The 18,460-nt window shown below is 37.6% G+C and carries 17 protein-coding genes; 3 read left to right on the top strand and 14 right to left on the bottom strand.

What is annotated here, in order from left to right; genetic code table 11:
* Positions 1–138 precede the first annotated feature (138 nt).
* Complete coding sequence (locus H3302_RS07615; protein WP_036968484.1) at positions 139–1,017, top strand: LysR family transcriptional regulator; 879 nt, start codon at positions 139–141, stop codon at positions 1,015–1,017.
* A 64-nt stretch (positions 1,018–1,081) separates the two neighbouring features.
* Here the strand turns inward: H3302_RS07615 and H3302_RS07610 are convergent, their stop codons facing one another.
* The 4 genes from H3302_RS07610 to H3302_RS07595 all read right to left on the bottom strand — a co-directional run bounded on the left by H3302_RS07610 (position 1,082) and on the right by H3302_RS07595 (position 9,055).
* On the bottom strand, positions 1,082–4,549 hold the full coding sequence (locus H3302_RS07610) for an ATP-binding protein (RefSeq protein ID WP_182396328.1): 3,468 nt from the start codon (positions 4,547–4,549) through the stop codon (positions 1,082–1,084).
* Positions 4,550–4,559: 10 nt separating this feature from the next.
* On the bottom strand, positions 4,560–6,842 hold the full coding sequence (locus tag H3302_RS07605) for an ATP-binding protein (protein ID WP_182396327.1): 2,283 nt from the start codon (positions 6,840–6,842) through the stop codon (positions 4,560–4,562).
* A gap of 9 nt (positions 6,843–6,851) precedes the next feature.
* A complete protein-coding gene (locus H3302_RS07600; protein WP_182396326.1) occupies positions 6,852–8,120 on the bottom strand; it encodes a PotD/PotF family extracellular solute-binding protein in 1,269 nt (422 codons plus the stop codon).
* 71 nt (positions 8,121–8,191) lie between these two features.
* On the bottom strand, positions 8,192–9,055 hold the full coding sequence (locus tag H3302_RS07595) for a diguanylate cyclase (RefSeq protein WP_178387083.1): 864 nt from the start codon (positions 9,053–9,055) through the stop codon (positions 8,192–8,194).
* A 928-nt stretch (positions 9,056–9,983) separates the two neighbouring features.
* Between H3302_RS07595 and H3302_RS07590 the strand changes: the two genes are divergently transcribed.
* Positions 9,984–10,403: a hypothetical protein gene (locus H3302_RS07590; protein ID WP_036968496.1), complete on the top strand. Its 420-nt coding sequence runs from the start codon at positions 9,984–9,986 to the stop codon at positions 10,401–10,403.
* 391 nt (positions 10,404–10,794) lie between these two features.
* Here the strand turns inward: H3302_RS07590 and H3302_RS07585 are convergent, their stop codons facing one another.
* The 8 genes from H3302_RS07585 to H3302_RS07550 form a co-directional block, all read right to left on the bottom strand.
* A complete protein-coding gene (locus H3302_RS07585) occupies positions 10,795–11,100 on the bottom strand; it encodes a hypothetical protein (protein ID WP_075593589.1) in 306 nt (101 codons plus the stop codon).
* A 129-nt stretch (positions 11,101–11,229) separates the two neighbouring features.
* On the bottom strand, positions 11,230–11,631 hold the full coding sequence (locus tag H3302_RS07580) for a hypothetical protein (RefSeq protein ID WP_075593590.1): 402 nt from the start codon (positions 11,629–11,631) through the stop codon (positions 11,230–11,232).
* 106 nt (positions 11,632–11,737) lie between these two features.
* Complete coding sequence (locus H3302_RS07575; RefSeq protein WP_075593591.1) at positions 11,738–12,163, bottom strand: hypothetical protein; 426 nt, start codon at positions 12,161–12,163, stop codon at positions 11,738–11,740.
* 109 nt (positions 12,164–12,272) lie between these two features.
* Positions 12,273–13,121 carry a DUF4062 domain-containing protein gene (locus H3302_RS07570; RefSeq protein WP_075593592.1) on the bottom strand — a complete coding sequence of 283 codons (849 nt, stop codon included), beginning with the start codon at positions 13,119–13,121 and terminating at the stop codon, positions 12,273–12,275.
* A gap of 117 nt (positions 13,122–13,238) precedes the next feature.
* The gene (locus H3302_RS07565; protein WP_075593593.1) at positions 13,239–13,688 is read right to left on the bottom strand and encodes a hypothetical protein; all 450 of its coding nucleotides are present in this window, start codon (positions 13,686–13,688) and stop codon (positions 13,239–13,241) included.
* Between the two features lie 478 nt (positions 13,689–14,166).
* On the bottom strand, positions 14,167–14,556 hold the full coding sequence (locus H3302_RS07560; RefSeq protein ID WP_075593594.1) for a hypothetical protein: 390 nt from the start codon (positions 14,554–14,556) through the stop codon (positions 14,167–14,169).
* 62 nt (positions 14,557–14,618) lie between these two features.
* Positions 14,619–14,915: a hypothetical protein gene (locus tag H3302_RS07555; RefSeq protein WP_075593595.1), complete on the bottom strand. Its 297-nt coding sequence runs from the start codon at positions 14,913–14,915 to the stop codon at positions 14,619–14,621.
* A 107-nt stretch (positions 14,916–15,022) separates the two neighbouring features.
* The gene (locus tag H3302_RS07550; protein ID WP_256719223.1) at positions 15,023–15,382 is read right to left on the bottom strand and encodes a hypothetical protein; all 360 of its coding nucleotides are present in this window, start codon (positions 15,380–15,382) and stop codon (positions 15,023–15,025) included.
* 423 nt (positions 15,383–15,805) lie between these two features.
* Between H3302_RS07550 and H3302_RS07545 the strand changes: the two genes are divergently transcribed.
* On the top strand, positions 15,806–16,225 hold the full coding sequence (locus H3302_RS07545) for a hypothetical protein (RefSeq protein ID WP_036968511.1): 420 nt from the start codon (positions 15,806–15,808) through the stop codon (positions 16,223–16,225).
* A 106-nt stretch (positions 16,226–16,331) separates the two neighbouring features.
* Here H3302_RS07545 and H3302_RS07540 read toward each other — a convergent pair whose 3' ends face one another.
* Together H3302_RS07540 and msrA are read right to left on the bottom strand one after the other, a co-directional pair.
* The gene (locus H3302_RS07540) at positions 16,332–16,667 is read right to left on the bottom strand and encodes a hypothetical protein (protein ID WP_075593597.1); all 336 of its coding nucleotides are present in this window, start codon (positions 16,665–16,667) and stop codon (positions 16,332–16,334) included.
* Positions 16,668–17,178: 511 nt separating this feature from the next.
* A complete protein-coding gene (gene msrA, locus H3302_RS07535) occupies positions 17,179–18,405 on the bottom strand; it encodes a peptide-methionine (S)-S-oxide reductase MsrA (protein WP_065979991.1) in 1,227 nt (408 codons plus the stop codon).
* Positions 18,406–18,460 lie beyond the last annotated feature (55 nt).

Here is an 18,460-nt window from a genome sequence, read left to right as displayed (position 1 = left end):
TTAACGCTTAATTTTTAGGCGTTATCGCAAAAGTTAGCTATATTCACCCTTTAGTCTGTTGGTTTTTAAATATTGGGATAATAATTGCTTAGCTCTTAACTTCATAAAACGCGCTATTGAGAATTACTGAAATTAACTATGCAAACACCTATTCGTGGCCTACGCTCATTTTGTTTCGCTGCTCGCACACTGAGCTTTAAAGATGCAGCAAACCAACTTTATCTTACGCCATCAGCCGTAAGCCATCAGATCAAGCAATTAGAAGAGCAATTGGGGATTGAGCTATTCGAACGTCAAACTCGCTCTATTCGTTTAACCGCTGCGGGTAAGAACTTTTATGATTCAGTGTCACCTCTGATTAAAGCTCTCGAAAAAACCATTAATGAATTTAGTCAGTTACAAGAAAATATCACTATAAGCATTACTCTGCCTGAGTTTTTTGCCAGTGAATTATTAATGCCAAAGTTGAGTGAGTGGACCGCCGATCATCCAAACACTAACTTACAGCTAAACACCTTAAAAACGCGCAAAGAACTGACCAAGCAAAGTGACTTATCAATTGTATTATCGTCATCTAAGCCACACGAAGGGGTTGTACACGAATTATTTTCGTTGTCGTATACACCAGCATGTAATAAAGAAAACTGGCAAGCATGGCATGAAAACCCTTTTCAAGCCCTTAATGAAGTGCCCCTAATACTGCATAAAGCACGTCCTTGGGCATGGCACCAATGGGCTGAACATGCAGGTATTGAAGACTTCGCACCAAAACAAATTATTCAGGTTGATAGTATGTTCGGGGTTGCGCGTGCTGCACAGCAAGGGATGGGAATTGCACTTATTCCTTTACCAATTAGTCAAACCTGGTTTGAAGAGCAATGGCTATTTAATTTTACTGATATGCCATTAAAAACTAAAGATAAATACTATTTAGTCCAGCACGAACCGAGTGAGACTAACGCACAGCTAGAGTTATTTATAAAGTGGATGATTGATACGTTTAAGCATTTAAAATAATCACTTATCTGGATGCCTGTGCATAACACAGGCATCATTCACACGGGCTCTGTCGTGAGTAATTTCATCTTTCTAGCGATTCTAACCACCCTTTTATCTCAGCCATTAGTTGTGGCAACAGGCGCTCTAGTTGTTGAAGTGTGTCTTTGATTTCGAGGTTTTGCTCGCGTGCTTTTAACTCAATTTCTTCACATAATTTTCTGAGCTTGTCGGCACTCACCTCACCACACATCCCTTTTAAAGCATGCGCAGTTTGATGTACTTCTGCATGATTTTGCACTGCAAATTGCTCTTTTAAATCAGTGAGTTTTTTCGGCGCGTTGATCATAAATATTTGGCATATTCTTTTTAGTAAAGCCTCTTTATTAAGTAACCGTACAAGCGCTTCTTGACGATTCCATAATGACTGTGCTTCATCTACTGTGCTAACGTGTGCTTCTGTTTGCTGTTCATGATCCGATAAAATCCATTTCACAACTTTTGATAGCACATCATCGGCTTTAATTGGTTTGCTAAGATAATCATTCATACCGACTGATAAACATTTTTCTTTTTCGCCAATCATCGCACTCGCAGTCATGGCAATCACAGGTACATTAATAAAAGCGCCACCAGCCTCACCTGAACGTATTTTTTCAGACACTTGATAGCCATTTAAAGTTGGCATCTGACAATCGAGTAGTACACAGTTTACAGGCGCTCCGCTTGCTTCGCTCTGCAATAAATGTTCAATGGCTTCTTGGCCATTGTTGGCCGTGAGTATTTCAATGGGTAGCTCGTCAAGTGCCCCTTTCGCTACTTCTAAGTTAATTTTATTGTCATCGACAATAAGTACCTTACTGCCTTTAATTTGTGATAAACGTTCATTTGAAATTGCGAACTCACCATCACTGTTGTCATGTAATAACGTGTGTGTTTCGTTATCACGCAGCTCAACCCCTGCAACGCGTAATAGGGCTGTTTGTGTAAGGGGTTTACTTATTTTACTCACTTTGCCCGCTTTGCTTTTTGGTATGGAAGTATCAGATTGATGCAATAAGACAACGTGAGTGCTGCTATGTGTTTCATGCAGGTGATCTAAGCTCGTATTATTATTGATTTCTTCGTCGTCTATGATGGCAAAATCAATGTTCTCATCATCGTGTCGGTCTAATTCACTAAGCGATGAAACGCTTACGTGCCCGCCATATAAAACAACCAATTTTTCAATTATTTCTATAATATGTGCATTTTGACTACACACTAAAACATGTTTAGAGGAAAAACATGCCTGCTCTTGCTTTAAGTTTCTTTCACTCGCGCGTGCCTTAATATAAAAGCTAAATGTACTGCCTTGATTTAAAGTTGAATCTAAGTAAATTTCTCCACCCATTGCATGACATAACTGCTTACAGATCGATATTCCTAATCCCGTCCCTCCAAATTTCTCGGTAATTGCACTACTCGCTTGTTGGAATGCACCAAACAGTCGTTTTTGCGAAAGAGGATCAATGCCAATTCCTGTATCTTGTACACTAACCCTTAATTTATATTCATTATTAGCAACATGCTCCGAACTCACTTTAATTTTAATAAACCCTTTTTCAGTAAACTTAATGGCATTACTAATCAGGTTATTAATAATTTGAGTTAGTCTAAGGGGGTCTACTTCTAGCTTATCGCATGAAAGTTCTGTGGTGTCTAAGTACACATCAACCCCTTTATCGAAGGCTCTGACAACACACGAGCTCACCAAACTTTCAATCAGTAGCAGCGGGTTTATCAACTGAATATTTAAGTCGAGTTTTCCTGCCTCTATTTTCGACAAATCAAGAATATCGTTAATTAATAAGTTTAAGCTTGATGCGCTCAACTCCATCATATCAACAAGCTTGCGTGACTTATCTGTTAGCGCTTCTCGTTTCAAAATATTTAGCGTGCCAATGACACCATTTAATGATGTTCGCAGTTCATGGCTCACATTCGATATAAATGCACTTTTAACCTCGCTGTGTTTAATTGCTTCGTCTTTTGCTTCTGCAAGTGCGTGTGTACGTTTACGCACTTTGGCTTCAAGCTCAGAGTTAAGACGTTTAACTTTAATTTCAGCCTGTTTTTCTTTACTAATGTCTCTAATTATTAAAGCCAAACCACTTAGGTTACTGTGCTCAGAAAAAACAGGACTCACTGAAATAGCGTAATGCGCGATATATTCACCTTGCACGAATGAGCACTCGTCCTTTATTTGAGCTCTAGAACTCTGTATTTTTTTTACATATTCATCGATTGGTAAATTAGATAGAAATTCAATTTCCTTACTCGATTTCCCTACTGCCGCTTTACTTGAAATGAGCAATAATCGCTCTGCAGTATGGTTTAAACTGGTCAGATACCCTTTTAAGTTAAGGGCAATAATTGCATCGATAGAACCATCGACAATTGCTGATGCTTCTTGTCTGGTTTCTGCGAGTAATTGGCTTCTAATCGCATTACGATAAAATGTAATTAAAAGAATTGATGTGAAAACAATCACTGCAAATAACAGACTGTAGGTGATCAAGCGTTTTTCATTGATCAAATTATCCACATATTCTTTAGGTGCAAGTAGGTTAAAATTAACAAAACCATATTTATTACCTGATCTGGTATACAACTTTTCTGAACGTACATAGAACTGTTCTTCGGTATTCGCTTTTGACTTTATTAAATAGATACCGTTGTACTTTATGTTTTCGGTGTAAACAGCCTGCCAATTTACACTGGGATTTAAATCTCTAGAAAATTGATAGCTTTCAAGTGGATGAATAATAAAATCTCCATCAGAGCCACTAATAATAAGTTGTGAGGTATCAAACACTGTTTCTTTAAGGTTATTAAGTAATGTACTGGCATTAACATTCATAATTAAAAAAGCAAAACGCTTACCGTTCTCACTGTATATTGGTATCGAAAACCGAATCATCGGTTTAAAAGGAAATTCAATTTCACCAAACTCACGATTTAAAGACAGTGGTGACATATACACTTGCTTTGGTTCAAGCAACGTACTAGGCAAGAAATAAGGCTCGCCACTTTTAGATTGTAATGAATAATCCGCAGAGGCTTCTACAGATGCGCCAACACGCTGAACACGAATAAGTTCGTTACCTTCAGCAGTCACTGCAATAACACGCACCTGTTCAACGGCGAGGTTATTTTCCATATAACCAATAAAAATAGTTTCTAATCGCTCTTTCCATTGCTGATAACTAGTGCCATCGTATGGGTCTATTCCATTGTTAAAATGGGCTCTTGGTAAGCCTGAAATTGGCGGGGTTGAATACAAAAACCGTAAATCTGATTTATATTCTGACAGTGTCGTTGTTACAATTTCTTTTAGCCTTTGATTCGTTTCGACGAACTCTTGGTCTATCGAGTCTAAAACATCTTCTTTTACTTGCCCTTCAAAAAAGCTAACGGCGATTGCTATAAAAACAACAAATACTATCGACACTAAAGCAAAGTATGGGTTCAATGAGGCTGCTTTTTTATTTTCTTTTAGTAAAATATTCACTCAGCTCCCCTTACCGTTCATCAGCTGCTTTTGTGCACCATTTCAACAAAATAGCTTTAACGCACTCATAATTAATTGGTTTTGCAATAAAGTCATTCATCCCGGCATCAATACAGCGTTGTTTGTCGGCACTTAATACATTGGCAGTTAAAGCAATGATGGGAGTGTTTTTATAGGAAGGCATCTCTCTGATCCTTAATGTCGCTTGCGGCCCATCTAAGACAGGCATTTGCATATCCATAAGAATGAGATCAAACGCCCGTGTTTCACACTGAAGAATAGCTTGCTCGCCATTATCGGCCATATTGATAGAGCTGATATTAAACTCACTCAACATCGCTTCAATAACGATTTGATTGATTTCGTTATCTTCGACAATCAGTACATTCAGCCAAGAGAAATCAATTGCTTGCTCATGGGGTTCTTGCATGCGCTGTTGTTCACTATAAACAGACTCATTCGCTCGGATAACATTGAGATCAAAATGAAAGTCTGAGCCAACACCATACTCACTTTCAACGTGCAATGAAGTCCCCATTAATTTTAATAGCTTACTAGAAATGGCTAAACCGAGTCCTGTACCACCAAACCGTCGTGTAATTGAGGCATCTGCTTGTGAAAAGGCCTCAAACAAGCTATTAAGCTGTTCCTTCGCTATGCCAATTCCGGTATCTGAAACGTGGAATGTAATGCTAAATTCATCATTCGATAGCTGATGAATACTCACATTTAACGATACACTGCCTCTTTCTGTAAATTTAATTGCATTGCCAATTAAATTAATAAGCACTTGTTTAAGGCGTGTTTCATCCCCTAAAAATATAAAATTGGGGTCCTCAGGCAACACTGAAATAAACAGTTCGACTTGTTTATTATTAGCTTGCGCTTTAAATAAATGTGTTAGCTCATCGAGTAATAAGTTTAATGCTATTGGCTGTTCTTCCAGTTCAATTTTTGAGGCTTCGATTTTACTTAAATCTAAAATATCATTGATAATTACTAATAAGCTCGCACCTGAAGAGTGTATGATGGCCAACATTTTTTCTTGTTCTGCATTTAATGGTGTACGACTCAATTGACGTGCCATACCCAAAATACCGTTCATAGGCGTTCGTATTTCGTGGCTCATATTCGCCAAAAATTCTGACTTAACTTTAGTGGTATGTTCGGCGGTTTGTTTGGCATCTGATAAATCTTTACTTAAAATTCTGAAGCTATCTGCCGCTTTTGCAAGTACACCTATTTCATCTTTTCTATGTAAGTCATAAATTGGTGCTGATAAATCGCCATTAAGAAAGTGTTTAAAGCTCACCGTAAGGCGTTTAATAGACTTAGAGATCTGCAAATGGAAAAAAGCAGACAAGGCAATAATGTAAATTAACACTCCCCACGCGAGTAGCTTTAAAATACGCTCTGTTTTAGAAACTGTTTTTTCTGCTTCTTCCTTGATACGGCTTAACCTTGTTAATGATTGCTCTCTTAGTTCATTTGCTAAAGTACTAAATTCAATTGCGTCACCGGCCATTACAACATTGACTAAACTTAAATAATTGCGATTTGCTTGAATACTCCTCGCAAATGCCTGACTATAATTATCTGCCATTTTTGAAAGTTGGTTAATTTCAGAGTGGTATTCACTTTTTTGAATATGCACAGAGGCATTTAATTTCGTCGAAATCATTCGTAAAGCATCGTTAACTGACGCTCTTTTTGCATAATCTTTTTTGGTTAAAAACAAATACGCATCTCGATGCAACGAATGCCACAGATTGAGATACTCAGAAATAAATAACTTTTCTTCAACGGTGGTTACTTTTCGCATTAAGTTATCAAGGTGTGTCGTTGCATCAGCGTAAATTCGGGGTAATTCTTTTTCTGTCAACGTTGCTCTTATTTCGTAGCGCTTGGTCAAGACCTGTAAATTCTCGCCGTACCTCTTTACTAGTTCAGACATGGCGTTGAGGTAAATTTGACTCTCATTCTCTTCATTTTTAAGCTCAACATCGCTTAGACGTGTTTTGATACTTTGAAAATTTTCGACGATTTTTTCAAACACAGCACTGCTTCCACTCCCGCCATACACAGAAATATCGCGTTGCATTTCGACTATGTCTTTATTGATCCTAAGAATACTGACAGCGTAATTACTGATTCGGCTTATATCGTTAAAAGCAACCTCTATTGTATTTAGGCGTTTATTCATAACGTAGTAACTGGCGCTCATAGCAAGTAAAATCAGCATCAACGCTAATAACATTTTTGCAGCAACAGAGCGTGATAAAATATTCGACAAGGCAGATCCTTAAGAATTAAGCAGTTCAAACCACTTATCTAAACTGTAGTCATAATTTGGCATGACCGTATTCCAAACCGCGATATTAGAAAAGCGCTTAATGTAGCTGCCTCCATCCCTTACTTGCCCAGCTTGAACAGAGATTTTTCCATCAGTGCCAGTTAAGTCTGTCACCGCTTCTTTACCTTGATACCAGTAATTCCACTCTGGTATAGACATAAGAGGCTGACTTCGTTCTGGGTTAGAAATGTAATAGCCCTGACGCGCTATAAATGCACCGGGATAGCCTGACAACCACCAGTTCATGTAATCGTACGCTGCATCTTTTACATGCCCTTGCGTATTGGCCGATAAACACATAACCCCATGCCAAGCACGATAACCTTCTTTGGGTGAAGCATACACAACAGGGATACCTTGTCCTCTGCATGCACTTACTCCCGGTGAAAACATACTTTGAATAGTCACACGGTTAGTTTTCATAAAATCAATCGACTGTGGAACCGATGTCCAAAATCCAGAGAAGTGACCCTGCCTTTTTTTCTCGAGCAAAATTTTAAACAGCTGATCAATTTCTGTAATACTCATATTTCCTAAGTCATTGAAACTCATCAGCCCTTGGGCCTGAACAGCAAGTGCGGCGTCAAAAATACCTATGGTGGGCGCATTAACTAAGCCTACTTTCCCTTTATTTTTTTCGTCGAGCAACCATGCCCACGATTCGGTTTCATAGGGAATACCTTGCTCAATAAATTGCGTGTTATAGCCAAAGGAATCAACATTGTGAACATACGGCATATAACTGATTTTTTTGCTAGGCGTCGTACCGAGACGACCATCAGGCTGAACATACAAAAGCTTATTGGGTGAATCCCCCGCCCCTATTTTTGCTTCAGGTATTACACGCCCGGTTTTAGTTAGTGGATTAATTTCGTTCCAATAAATAAGCCTATCAATATCTAATGGTTGGATAGCCCGAGCTTGCCACAAAATATTAATTGAATCAGACCACTGTTCGTACAAATCAAAAGAACTTGGATTCGCTGCCGCCTTTTGTAAAACTGCAGCACTGCCCATTGGAGTAAATTCGATATTAATGCCAAGCTCACGCATTGCTCGTTGACGTAACTCTTCTTGCAAGGTGACATGTGTGCCCATCACTCTCAAAGTGACAGTGTTTTTTGCAAAAACATACGGTGCTTTAAATGCCAGTGTTGAAGCAGCGACTCCCACACCCATTTTTTTTAGAAAACATCGACGGTCTTTTAAGTTAGCCATACATATTCACCTAGTAAATAAGCAACTATGAGTATAGATGAAATTTTTAACGTTAAAATCTGATTATTTCATCAGTCAATTGCATGTAATTTAAAGCAATTTCTACCCGCATTTTTTGCTTCATATAATGCTTCGTCAGCTAATGAGACAAGTTCATCAAACTGTTTCATCTCTTGGTGAGAATACACAACTCCCCCGATACTGACTGACACCCTATTTAAAGAAGATTCTTCGTGACGAATATTTTCGCTCGCTAGTTCATGATTAATTCGCTCGCAGACTTGCTTTACTCCATCAAAATCTGTGTAAGGTAAGAGCACAAGGAACTCTTCTCCTCCATATCGTACAACCGTATCTTGCGGGCGTTTAACTGAACGATTTAATACCTCAGCAATCTTTTTAATACATACGTCGCCTTGTGGATGGCCATAATGGTCGTTATAACGCTTGAAATGATCGATATCTAACATCAGTAGGCTAAAAGCTCTTTTATCACGTATAGCTTGTTTAAAAACATTAGAGACTTCTAAGTCTAGGTAATGGCGATTAAATAAACCTGTTAGAGAGTCTTTGTATGTCAATTCAACCAACTTTTCGAGGCGAAGTTTATTCTCAATATGATTCTTCGTGCGGTGTATTAATGTTGAAGCAGTGATGGGTTTTCCAATGAAATCTGTTGCTCCGGCTTCCCAACAGGCATTTTGTGAATCGGTATCGTAGGTCGATGTAATAAAGACAATAGGTACATTTTCAAAGGCAGGATCGTCTTTTATTTGCCTACATACATTTAACCCATTGATATCAGGTAAATTCACATCTAACAAAATTAAATCAGCAGTGTTTTCTTTACAGTATTCTAAGACACTATTTCCAGCGCTAAATGGTAAAACAGTAAAGTGCTCTTCTAATATTGTTTCAAGTGTAAGTCTGATCATTTCATCATCATCAACTACGAGTATTTTACATTCTGACAATGGTTTTAGAGTTAAAGGCATATAAATTCTTCATCTTTATTATTGTTTAGTTTCGCTTTGCAGCAGCTCTTTAAGGCATAATCGCTTACTAACTTACCTTGTAACTTTTGAAAACATACTATTCATGAGAAGGTCACTTTAGTATGTTATTAATTCTGCAACTAACTGTTAGTTCAATAAGTTTTAACAGTAATTATAGTCAAAGCCCTATTTAATGCTTAACTATTTTTCATTATTTGTAGTATAAAAGAATGATGGCTATTTATTGCATGCGCCATGCACTTAAGCATAAGGTCATTACAATGAATGGATAGCTAATCCTGTCATGAAGTGGGTTTATCATATCGTTTTTGTTTTTTACGTTGTTCGTGCTTTGCTTTAGCCACATTTTCAAATACAGGGGGAGGAATATGAAATAGCGAAAGAAGTGGGAATATGGCCATAAATAAATATGCCCCTTTTGGCATCTTTTTAGCCCAGAGTACCAGCTTAAAGAGCAGATTAAACAATATATTTAAACAATACAGTTCTGCCACACAGTTTACTAATAACAACCCGTGCTATCGTGATTAAATCCATTTACCTTTGTATCAATAACCTTTAAAAGAGAAATGAGGAAAATGCTACTTTTTTAAACGTATTTAATTATTAAACATAAAAAGCGAAGACTGCAATTTTCCGATACTACCCTCTCCTGATACAGCTTAAGCCTTGCAGCAACACTATTCTTAGCATGAGAGCCTCAGTTTTTAAGCCTTTTATTCGACTAAAGTCTATAGGTTAAATTTATTCACCTATTGGGTGTTTTTTTATCGTTTGTTCGATTTTCCTCTCTAAACTAAAGTTGGATTGTCGGTAATAAATGCCGACTCTAACAGAGGAAAAAATTATGTTTAGTACACTTATGAAACGCGTTGCACTTAGCTCTTTATTAACTTGCTCAGCGATGGCAGTGGCTGATCAGGGTGACTACAAATTAATGGTGATTGACCAATCTACAACACTTGCAGAACAAAGCAATCAATACGAATTAGCATTTAATCAGTGCGCATTGAGCGTTAAAGAAAAAGACTTTGCGGCAGCCGAAGCACTCTGCTCTAAAGCAATTAACTTGCTAACGACAAGTAAAGTCCCTGGTCATAAACGTCGTGAATTAACATCATTTGCTTTAAGTAATCGTGGCGTTGCACGTATTATGTCTGAAAACGAGACAGCCGCATTATCTGATTTCTATGAAGCCGTGCAGATTTCAAGTAACGATTTGGTAGAGCACAACTTAACTCGCGCCAAACAGAACTTAGCATTATAAGTTCATCCGCATTATTTCATGAAACCCAGCTTAGGCTGGGTTTTGTCGTTTTGGAGTATCTAAATTTAAGCACTTATAATTGAAAACTTAAATTTTAATAAGTCTTTACGTAATCCATCAGACTATCCGGTAAGATTATTAGCGCTTAAGTAAGACAATCTGTTACGAGCTGCAAACCGTTAAAGCAGAAATCAACCTTTTCGCCGTTTTAGAATTAAAACAGACACGAACGTAAGTCATTGTTGGACAATTGTGAGTTAGAATCGACAGTCAGTGCTATGCTATGCTATGGTCAGGCATAGGTAACGCCCTACTAATGTGCAAAAAATTGTTGGCTAAAATGTTAGGAACGAAAACAGCAAACTGTTTTTTGTTCTTATTAATTAACTTGTTATACGTTTTTTAACTGGTTTAGAATTGTATTACATGCACTGATCACATCTGCTCTGTAGAACTCTATAGTTTCAGCTAACTCTTTATCTGATTTAGCGAGGAACTCAGGAGAACAATTGGCTCGTACGTGCTTCAAAGGTAAATGATCAGTATCAGACTCAATTACACCAAATACGTGAAACTCAGTATCCCAACATTGCTCATATTTATTATTGCCAATTCGCCAGAGCCCTATGACATTATCTAAATAATCCTCATCACTCTCTAGTAATTTTGTAGCAAGTTTTATTGCATCATCAGACATTTAATTAACACCAAACTCTAGAAACGTATAACGCCTCAAACACCGGCTTGGTGAAGTTGACGGCTTTTTTTGGGAACGAAAAAGGTGACAGATTTACCAAGTCCGAGTGCTTTGACTTGTTAAACATTGCTACCACCATTTTGCAAAACTCTCTATGTGCTCAATATGCTGGATCACCAATTCACGATCAAAATCACTCTTGAACTCCATATAGCCAGATCCGATTTCACTATGTATTCGGTGAACTGACAATTGAATTTCTTCCTTAGTGAATGAAAGTACTATTTCTCGGTCCATATCATAGAATTCGGCTTTACCGGCTTCTCCGGTTTTCAACCGTTCTAGCTGCACCAGAAACTCGTCAAAAACGGAGCACTCAAACAAAATATCCTTGGCAGAATATGAAAATATTCCTCTGGGCATTTCAAGTTTCAGCTCCACCTCGCAGCCAATTGATGGCAAGCGATCTTCGCTTTCATTGATCTTTATTCCAAACCAAAACGGGTTGGGTAGTTCGATATCGTAGCTCATAATATTTGATGCTAAACGCCAGATTATGGGGCGGAAAATGCTTGGCTAAAATTAGCGACGAAAGAGCACAAGCCAAGCTTTTTGCGTCCCATCCATAAACCGTTTGTTATGTGTTGCTTGCACTTACTAGCAGAAATTCACTAATTTCATTACGTAACTCAAGGTTACTGCACCTACGAGCATTTTCATCAGCCTTATTTGCCCATGATATTGCTTCACATTTATTACCTGTTTCCAAGAAGCGCTCAGCAATGGCAAGTTGTGAAGAAGCAACATATTCACTTAAATTTAAGTTTGTTGCGACCTCTATTGCAATTAAATAGATATTTAAAGCTTGCTTGTTATTTCGGGTGTAATCGGCAAGAGCTTCCCATTGAAGGGGATGATCCTTGCTTGTTCCCTTATGCATTTCACATAATTCATTTAGTTTTTGATAAGCATGCCAATAATTTTGAGTTAACTCAGCACTGGAAGAATTAACCAATTCACACGCTAAATCTAAAACTGAATTATAAATCGATTGATCAACCATAAAAACACATAAACCGCCCGGTTATGGGGCGAGTATTAGCTTGCTAAACTGGTGAGGAACGAACCCGTGCAAGCTGTTACGAGTCCCTTCCATAAACCGCTTGTTATATTTACAATTCGATCATGTCCGCGATTTGATAACCAAGATTGGTAATTCTAAATACTTCACCTTTATGACCACGATCTTCAATTAAATATTCATTCTCTAGTTCTTGGATAGCTGATTTCCAGCGAGCTACCTCTCTAGGCTCTTGTGATGAAATCAAATTTTTCCCATTTGTTTGAACGTCATCACCACCAATATAACTTAGCGACATAATTGTGCCACCGCTATCGAGGCTAGCTTCTTTAAGTAATATACGAGCTTCGTTTGATAGTTTTGGAATTGAAGTATTTGATTCTACAATTTCGCTTTGAGTTGAGAATGAATCACTTACCTCAAATTGAAATAAAGAGTGTTCATTAACTTTAAGTTGAAGGTGACGATAAAATTTTTCTTTAAAATCAGAATGACTATCATAACCTTCATATAAGCCACGAGATTGACAAGATTTTTTAAACTTACTTAATTCTGAATATTGGTCGGGGTCAACGGTATCCATTACGACAGGCTGACTGGAAAAATAGAGCATTGCGGGCTTGTCAGCCGCGATATGTTTTTCAATTTCCTCAACAGTCCCACTAGCGTACTCAGTAGTGGCTGTTCCAATACGAGTCCAGAAAACACCGACGAGGAAATCACATTTATCTAAAATTTGATTGTTTATAATTTCCTGAGGAGATGCCCCCATTTCTGGAGATGAATGAGATTCCCATCCAACAGGTAACAAAACAATATTTCGTGACTTTGAATGAACAGCATTCCATTCATATATTACATCACGAATGATCGTTCTTTCAGATGCTACATCCCCTGGTGAAGCAATCATTACATTGAATACTTTGGCTTCGTAACTCATAACCTGAACTCTCCTTGTAAATATAACGCCGCAAATATGGGGCGTATTAAGCTTGGCTAAAATTAGCGAAGAATGAGCGTCAGCCAAGCTTAATACATCCCACGCATAATTGCCTTGTTAGGCTACCTTTCTGATAAAGAATGTTTGTTCATCTTCACTTTGGAAAACACCAATTTGGTGTGTATCTAAGTTAACAATACTTTCTAATTCTTTATTCTCAGTATCCCAAGTTACACCTTCATATTTATATGGAAACTCTGATGAATTTGGATTTTCACTGTGAATATAAATTGAGTTATCTATTGTGTCTTCTTTTATGATAGCGAAGCACTGGATTTCATTGCTTCTATGGTTAGTTAAAGTCTCTGCCTTGACTAAAAAACGAAAAGTTAATTCAATGGCTCGTTTCCTGTTTTCAGGTCTCGAATTTCCTTTGCCATCCCAATCAGGATGAGTATGCCAAAGATCAAACCAATCATTAGGGTCGATTCTTGATAAGGCATCCTCACATTGTTTTTCCATTTTTGACCAGTAGCGATCAATTCTTTTTTTATAACGCCTATCCATGATGTTTCCGTGGTAGCCTAACATTTTAGTATTTATGCAACACGCAGTTTGTGATGCATAATCGCTTGTTGGACTGAGCCGCTACCTGCTCGGTGTGTCAGAGTTGGTGTTGTTTATGCTATGGACTTACTTAGAAAAATAGGCTTTTTAGTGGCTCTCACTTTCCTAGCTAATTTAATCAGCTTAGCTGTGTTATGTAAGCTTTCCCTGCATTGCTCAGCGCTTATTATGTATTCATTAAATCTAAATTTTTCTTAATACGCAATTATATTTTTACGCATACAGAGGCTGCTACCTAACTTCTCAGTCGTTCTGTTTTGGGTAACTTCCGTAGTTCGTTCAAATTCGACTCTAGAGCATCTGCTCTGAATTGTTTTAAGACAATAATGAGTTAGAGCCAAAGGACGGTTATGTGCCACTTGCAACATAATTAACACCTGTTTGTATCTCAGCAAGCCCGAGGGCGCATAACTTTTTGTTAGCTGCCAACCCAAATATTACTTAAGTTTGCAGCATTAATAAAAAGCCCAATCGCAATAGGAGCAGTAAACAAAACCATTAAACTGTAGACAAATAATAGCTGGCCTTTACTAAGTTGGTGTAACTGCTGACTTGTAGTTTCACTTCGTAGACGTAACACGGTTGATAGTAAAATGAGAAAAAGTACAAACCACCAAAAGCCTTGATTTAATATAGGGACATTATAGGCAACAACGAAAATGCCAACGCAGCTTATAGCAGCAATGAACCATTCAGCTATCCAGCTTAATTGAAAGTATCCATCTTTAAAATACCAATATAACCTAATGCTTAAAGTAACAATTAGATATATGACTAGAACTATAAAAATATATTTGAATACTTCCATTTTCCATCAATGCCTTACGAAGGAGAGCAAACCAAGCGTTCTGAGTGCTTTTGAGTAACTTGTTATAAGCCGTATGCAACAATTAGATATATGAATAAGCTAAAAAACGATGCTAATGCTACAAACAATGAAATGCGTACCTTTTTAATATGACAGTCTAACCCTTTATGGTACATGGAAAAATTTTTAGGGTTACCAAATAACATGCCCCAATACTGATCTTGGTAACCTAAGTATTCAACCAGCTTATTTTTACGCTCATTTGTGTATTTATGCGCTGCTTCTTTGTATGCTGCCATCTGCATGTTAAACACAATAAAGGTAATCGCTACGACTCCAAACAGGATGATAAATACCATTGCTTCCCTTAGGCTTATAACGCCCACTTAAGCAGACGAAAATTGTTGATTAAAATGTGAAGCGAAGCGGAGCCTACCAACTGTTTTTGTTCCGTTTGAAGTGCATATTATACAGCCTTACGCTTATTTTTATGTAAAGAAAACATTAGTAGTGCAGCAAGTAATGTTGCAATAATATCACCAAGGTCAAAAAACATTGAAGTCCAGTATTGTTCAATTTCATATGTTAATGCACCGGCAGTAAACATTAAAACTGACTTTTTAAATGTTTTTATGTCAATCTTTGGCTTAACTATTGGAATGAGAGACAAGATTCCGAATAAATAGAAAAAGCTTGGGGAAGATCCTAAAAAGGTATCTAAAAAACTATTGATACCAAATATGTTAGATCTCGTTAGCTTCACAATAATTGCGAAAGCACCACATATAATGAAGCTAGCTATATAAAACTTTTGTTCTCGAAACAACAAACCAACTCCTTGGCAATTTAACAGGTTATAGCGAGCGAATAGCACGTTTTCTTACCACACAAGCCGCACTTCTCTCAAAGTTTATTAGTAACAAAGTTATTAACTGATTGCCACATATATTAAAAGTTGGCAGTAACCATTACCTAAACTTAATAAAAGCGAGTCTTTAGGTCGTGTTATTGATTATGTAAGCGCCCACACAATAACTGTATATAAAAACAGCATTTAGGTATTGCTCAAAAAAATAATTAAAAAGACACAGTCCCCTACTTTTCAGCCAACCACTAATTTTGAGTAATTACTCTATAGATTAAATTTCTTCATCTATCAGGTTTAATTTAATCGTTTGTTTAGCTTTGGGGAATATTTTAAAGTTCACTCGTTGGCAAGAAACACCAACTTAACCAAAGGAAATCTATCATGTTTAAAACACTTGTAACCACTATTGCACTTAGCTCTTTATTAACTTGCTCAGCGATGGCAGTAGCCAACCAAGCTGATTATAAACTGATGGTTATCGAGCAAGCTCACTCTTCAAACGACGTAAACAGCACATACGAAAATGCTTTCAACCGTTGTGCATTGAGCGTAAAAGAAAAGAATTTTTCAGAAGCTGAAAGCCTGTGTACCGAGGCAATTTCACTTCTTAGTACAAGTAAAGTACCTGGATACAAACGTCGCGAATTAACTTCGTTTGCATTAAGTAATCGTGGTGTTGCACGCATCATGTCAGAAAACGATACTGCAGCTCTTTCTGATTTTTATGAAGCAGTTCAAATTTCTAAAAACGAACTTGTAAATCATAACTTAACTCGCGCAAAGCAAAACTTAGCGTTGTAAAGTTACCCCACCAAATTGTTGTCGAAAGCCCGGTTCTTGTGTGTTCTGACCGGGCTTTTTTTCGCGCCTGATTTACATGATAAACCAATAAGCAAACTGTAACCCCCTATTGGCCTATACTAAATTTCTCTTTCAGTTCTTGAATTTCTTCACTATACGTAGCTAAAAATTGGTTAAACTGAGTAATAATCTCTGGATGATTAATCGTCGATACATGAAAGTCTTGTACATCTACACCGAGCAATTCATGGAAGTAGACATCGGTCGTTACATTTAACTTTTTCCGTAATTTATAGTTAAGAACATCCCGCGAGATATAAATACAATTTATTCGGTTCAATAAAAGCAAAGAAATAAGCTCCGTTGTATCCGCAGTTTCGATAACGGCAATTCCCTCTTTTTCAAAATATGCTTTAAAACGTTGTGAGGTGAAACCACGCACTTTACCAAACCTGGTGCAATCAGATAATTGTGTATCAGGATTAAGACTCGCAATACCGGTTACAGTTGTAAGAACAGGCTTTGAATAGACTATTTGCTTGGTTTTTGTGTAGATATCTTTAAAACTTTTTTGCCATTGCGGGTTATCTGGGTATTTAAAATCAAGGTAACTTTGCGTAATAAAATCTTTATAAAGGCGGTTTAGAGGCGTTGGGTAAACACTATATTATAGTCGTATTTACGACCGAATAATTTTAATAACTGTGCGCTGTATCCAGTGAACCGTGAGTTATTGTTATCGCTCCCTTCGTAATAAGGTAGATATTCAATGTTCTCTACGCCTACTACATACGAGGCTCTTTCTGCGCATAATAACTGCAACGAAAATAAGCTTACTACAACAGCACTCAAACCACTTATTAGATTTATTTTCACATTTCAAACGTCACTTTTTGGGCATACATACAAGCTTAGGCTAAAAAATGACTTTGAACTAATAGCGTATCGACATTTTACTCTGCTGGAACAAATTCAAGCACCGTAGCATTAATACAATACCTATCTTTACCTTGTGGGCCTTCACCTGGGAATAAATGGCCTAAGTGGATCCCTGAACTTTTCGATTTTAATTCAATACGCTGCATTCCATAACTGTTATCTTCGTGCATGGTGACGCTGCCTTTAACGGCTTGGGTAAACGATAACCAACCTGTACCAGAATTAAAGCGGTCTCGGGTATCAAATAATGGGGCACCACTGAGTTTATCTATAAAAACCCCCTCTGGCGTATTTTTAAAAATATCATATTGCTTACAATATGGACTGTCGGTACGAGCATGAAATGCAACCCTAAACGCCTCACTGTCACCCAACTTAAACGCACCGAGCGCTTTGTAAAATTCATCTTTACTTACATACCCTTGACGGCCATACACTTCTTCACCATTTTCTATAAACAATAAAGTTGGCGTTGCCCAAGTTGGGGTCTTAATTGTCAGCCCATCGAGCTCATCGGCATAACGAAAGGTCATGGGAATAGTACCTTGGTAGTTATTGGCAACTTCTTTTTTGAACTTTTCACAGTATGGGCAATACCCTTTCGCATCAATAACCACAATCTGTTTATTTGTCAGTAATGCACTATTATCAACGTTGGGTTTGTTGGTTGAATCAAATACCACGCCTGTTGAATGATCAGGACAATACCCATTCGGGTTTTTCTTTAAATAATCTTGATGATAATTTTCTGCTGCGTAAAATTTCTTGAGCGGCTTAATTTTTGTGACAATTGTTCCGTAGCCTGCGGCCGTTAACTTTACTTGGTACGTCTGTTTTAATTCAATGGCTGTTTGTTGCTGCTGTTCGTTGCTGGTAAGAATTGTAGAACGATACTGTGTACCAACATCATTACCTTGGCGATTAAGCTGCGTAGGATCGTGATTCTCAAAATAGTGCTTAAGGAGGCTTTCAGTGGTTATTTCATTGCTGTTATAAGTGACTTTTACCACTTCAGCATAGTTATTGTCGTCGAAACGACGTGACTGACGGGTAATATTTTTATACGTTGCTTTAAATCCCTCACCATCTGCATAGCCTGATACAGCATCAATTACCCCATCCAGTGCTTCGTAGCGTTTTTCAGCCCCCCAAAAGCAGCCAGAGCCAAGTACAATAGTTTCAATATGCTGCGTGGCGTTTTGCATGGTGTCTTGTGAATACACTTTACTTGCAGTCATCATGGCACTACTGGTCAGTAATATCAGTAACATTGACTTAATTGTCATACTAATTTCC

Origin of the sequence: Pseudoalteromonas sp. MT33b, from assembly GCF_014117385.1 — a bacterium.
GTDB lineage: Bacteria > Pseudomonadota > Gammaproteobacteria > Enterobacterales > Alteromonadaceae > Pseudoalteromonas > Pseudoalteromonas lipolytica.
Note: the sequence above shows the minus strand (reverse complement) of the source record. Positions and strands in the feature narration are given on the sequence as shown.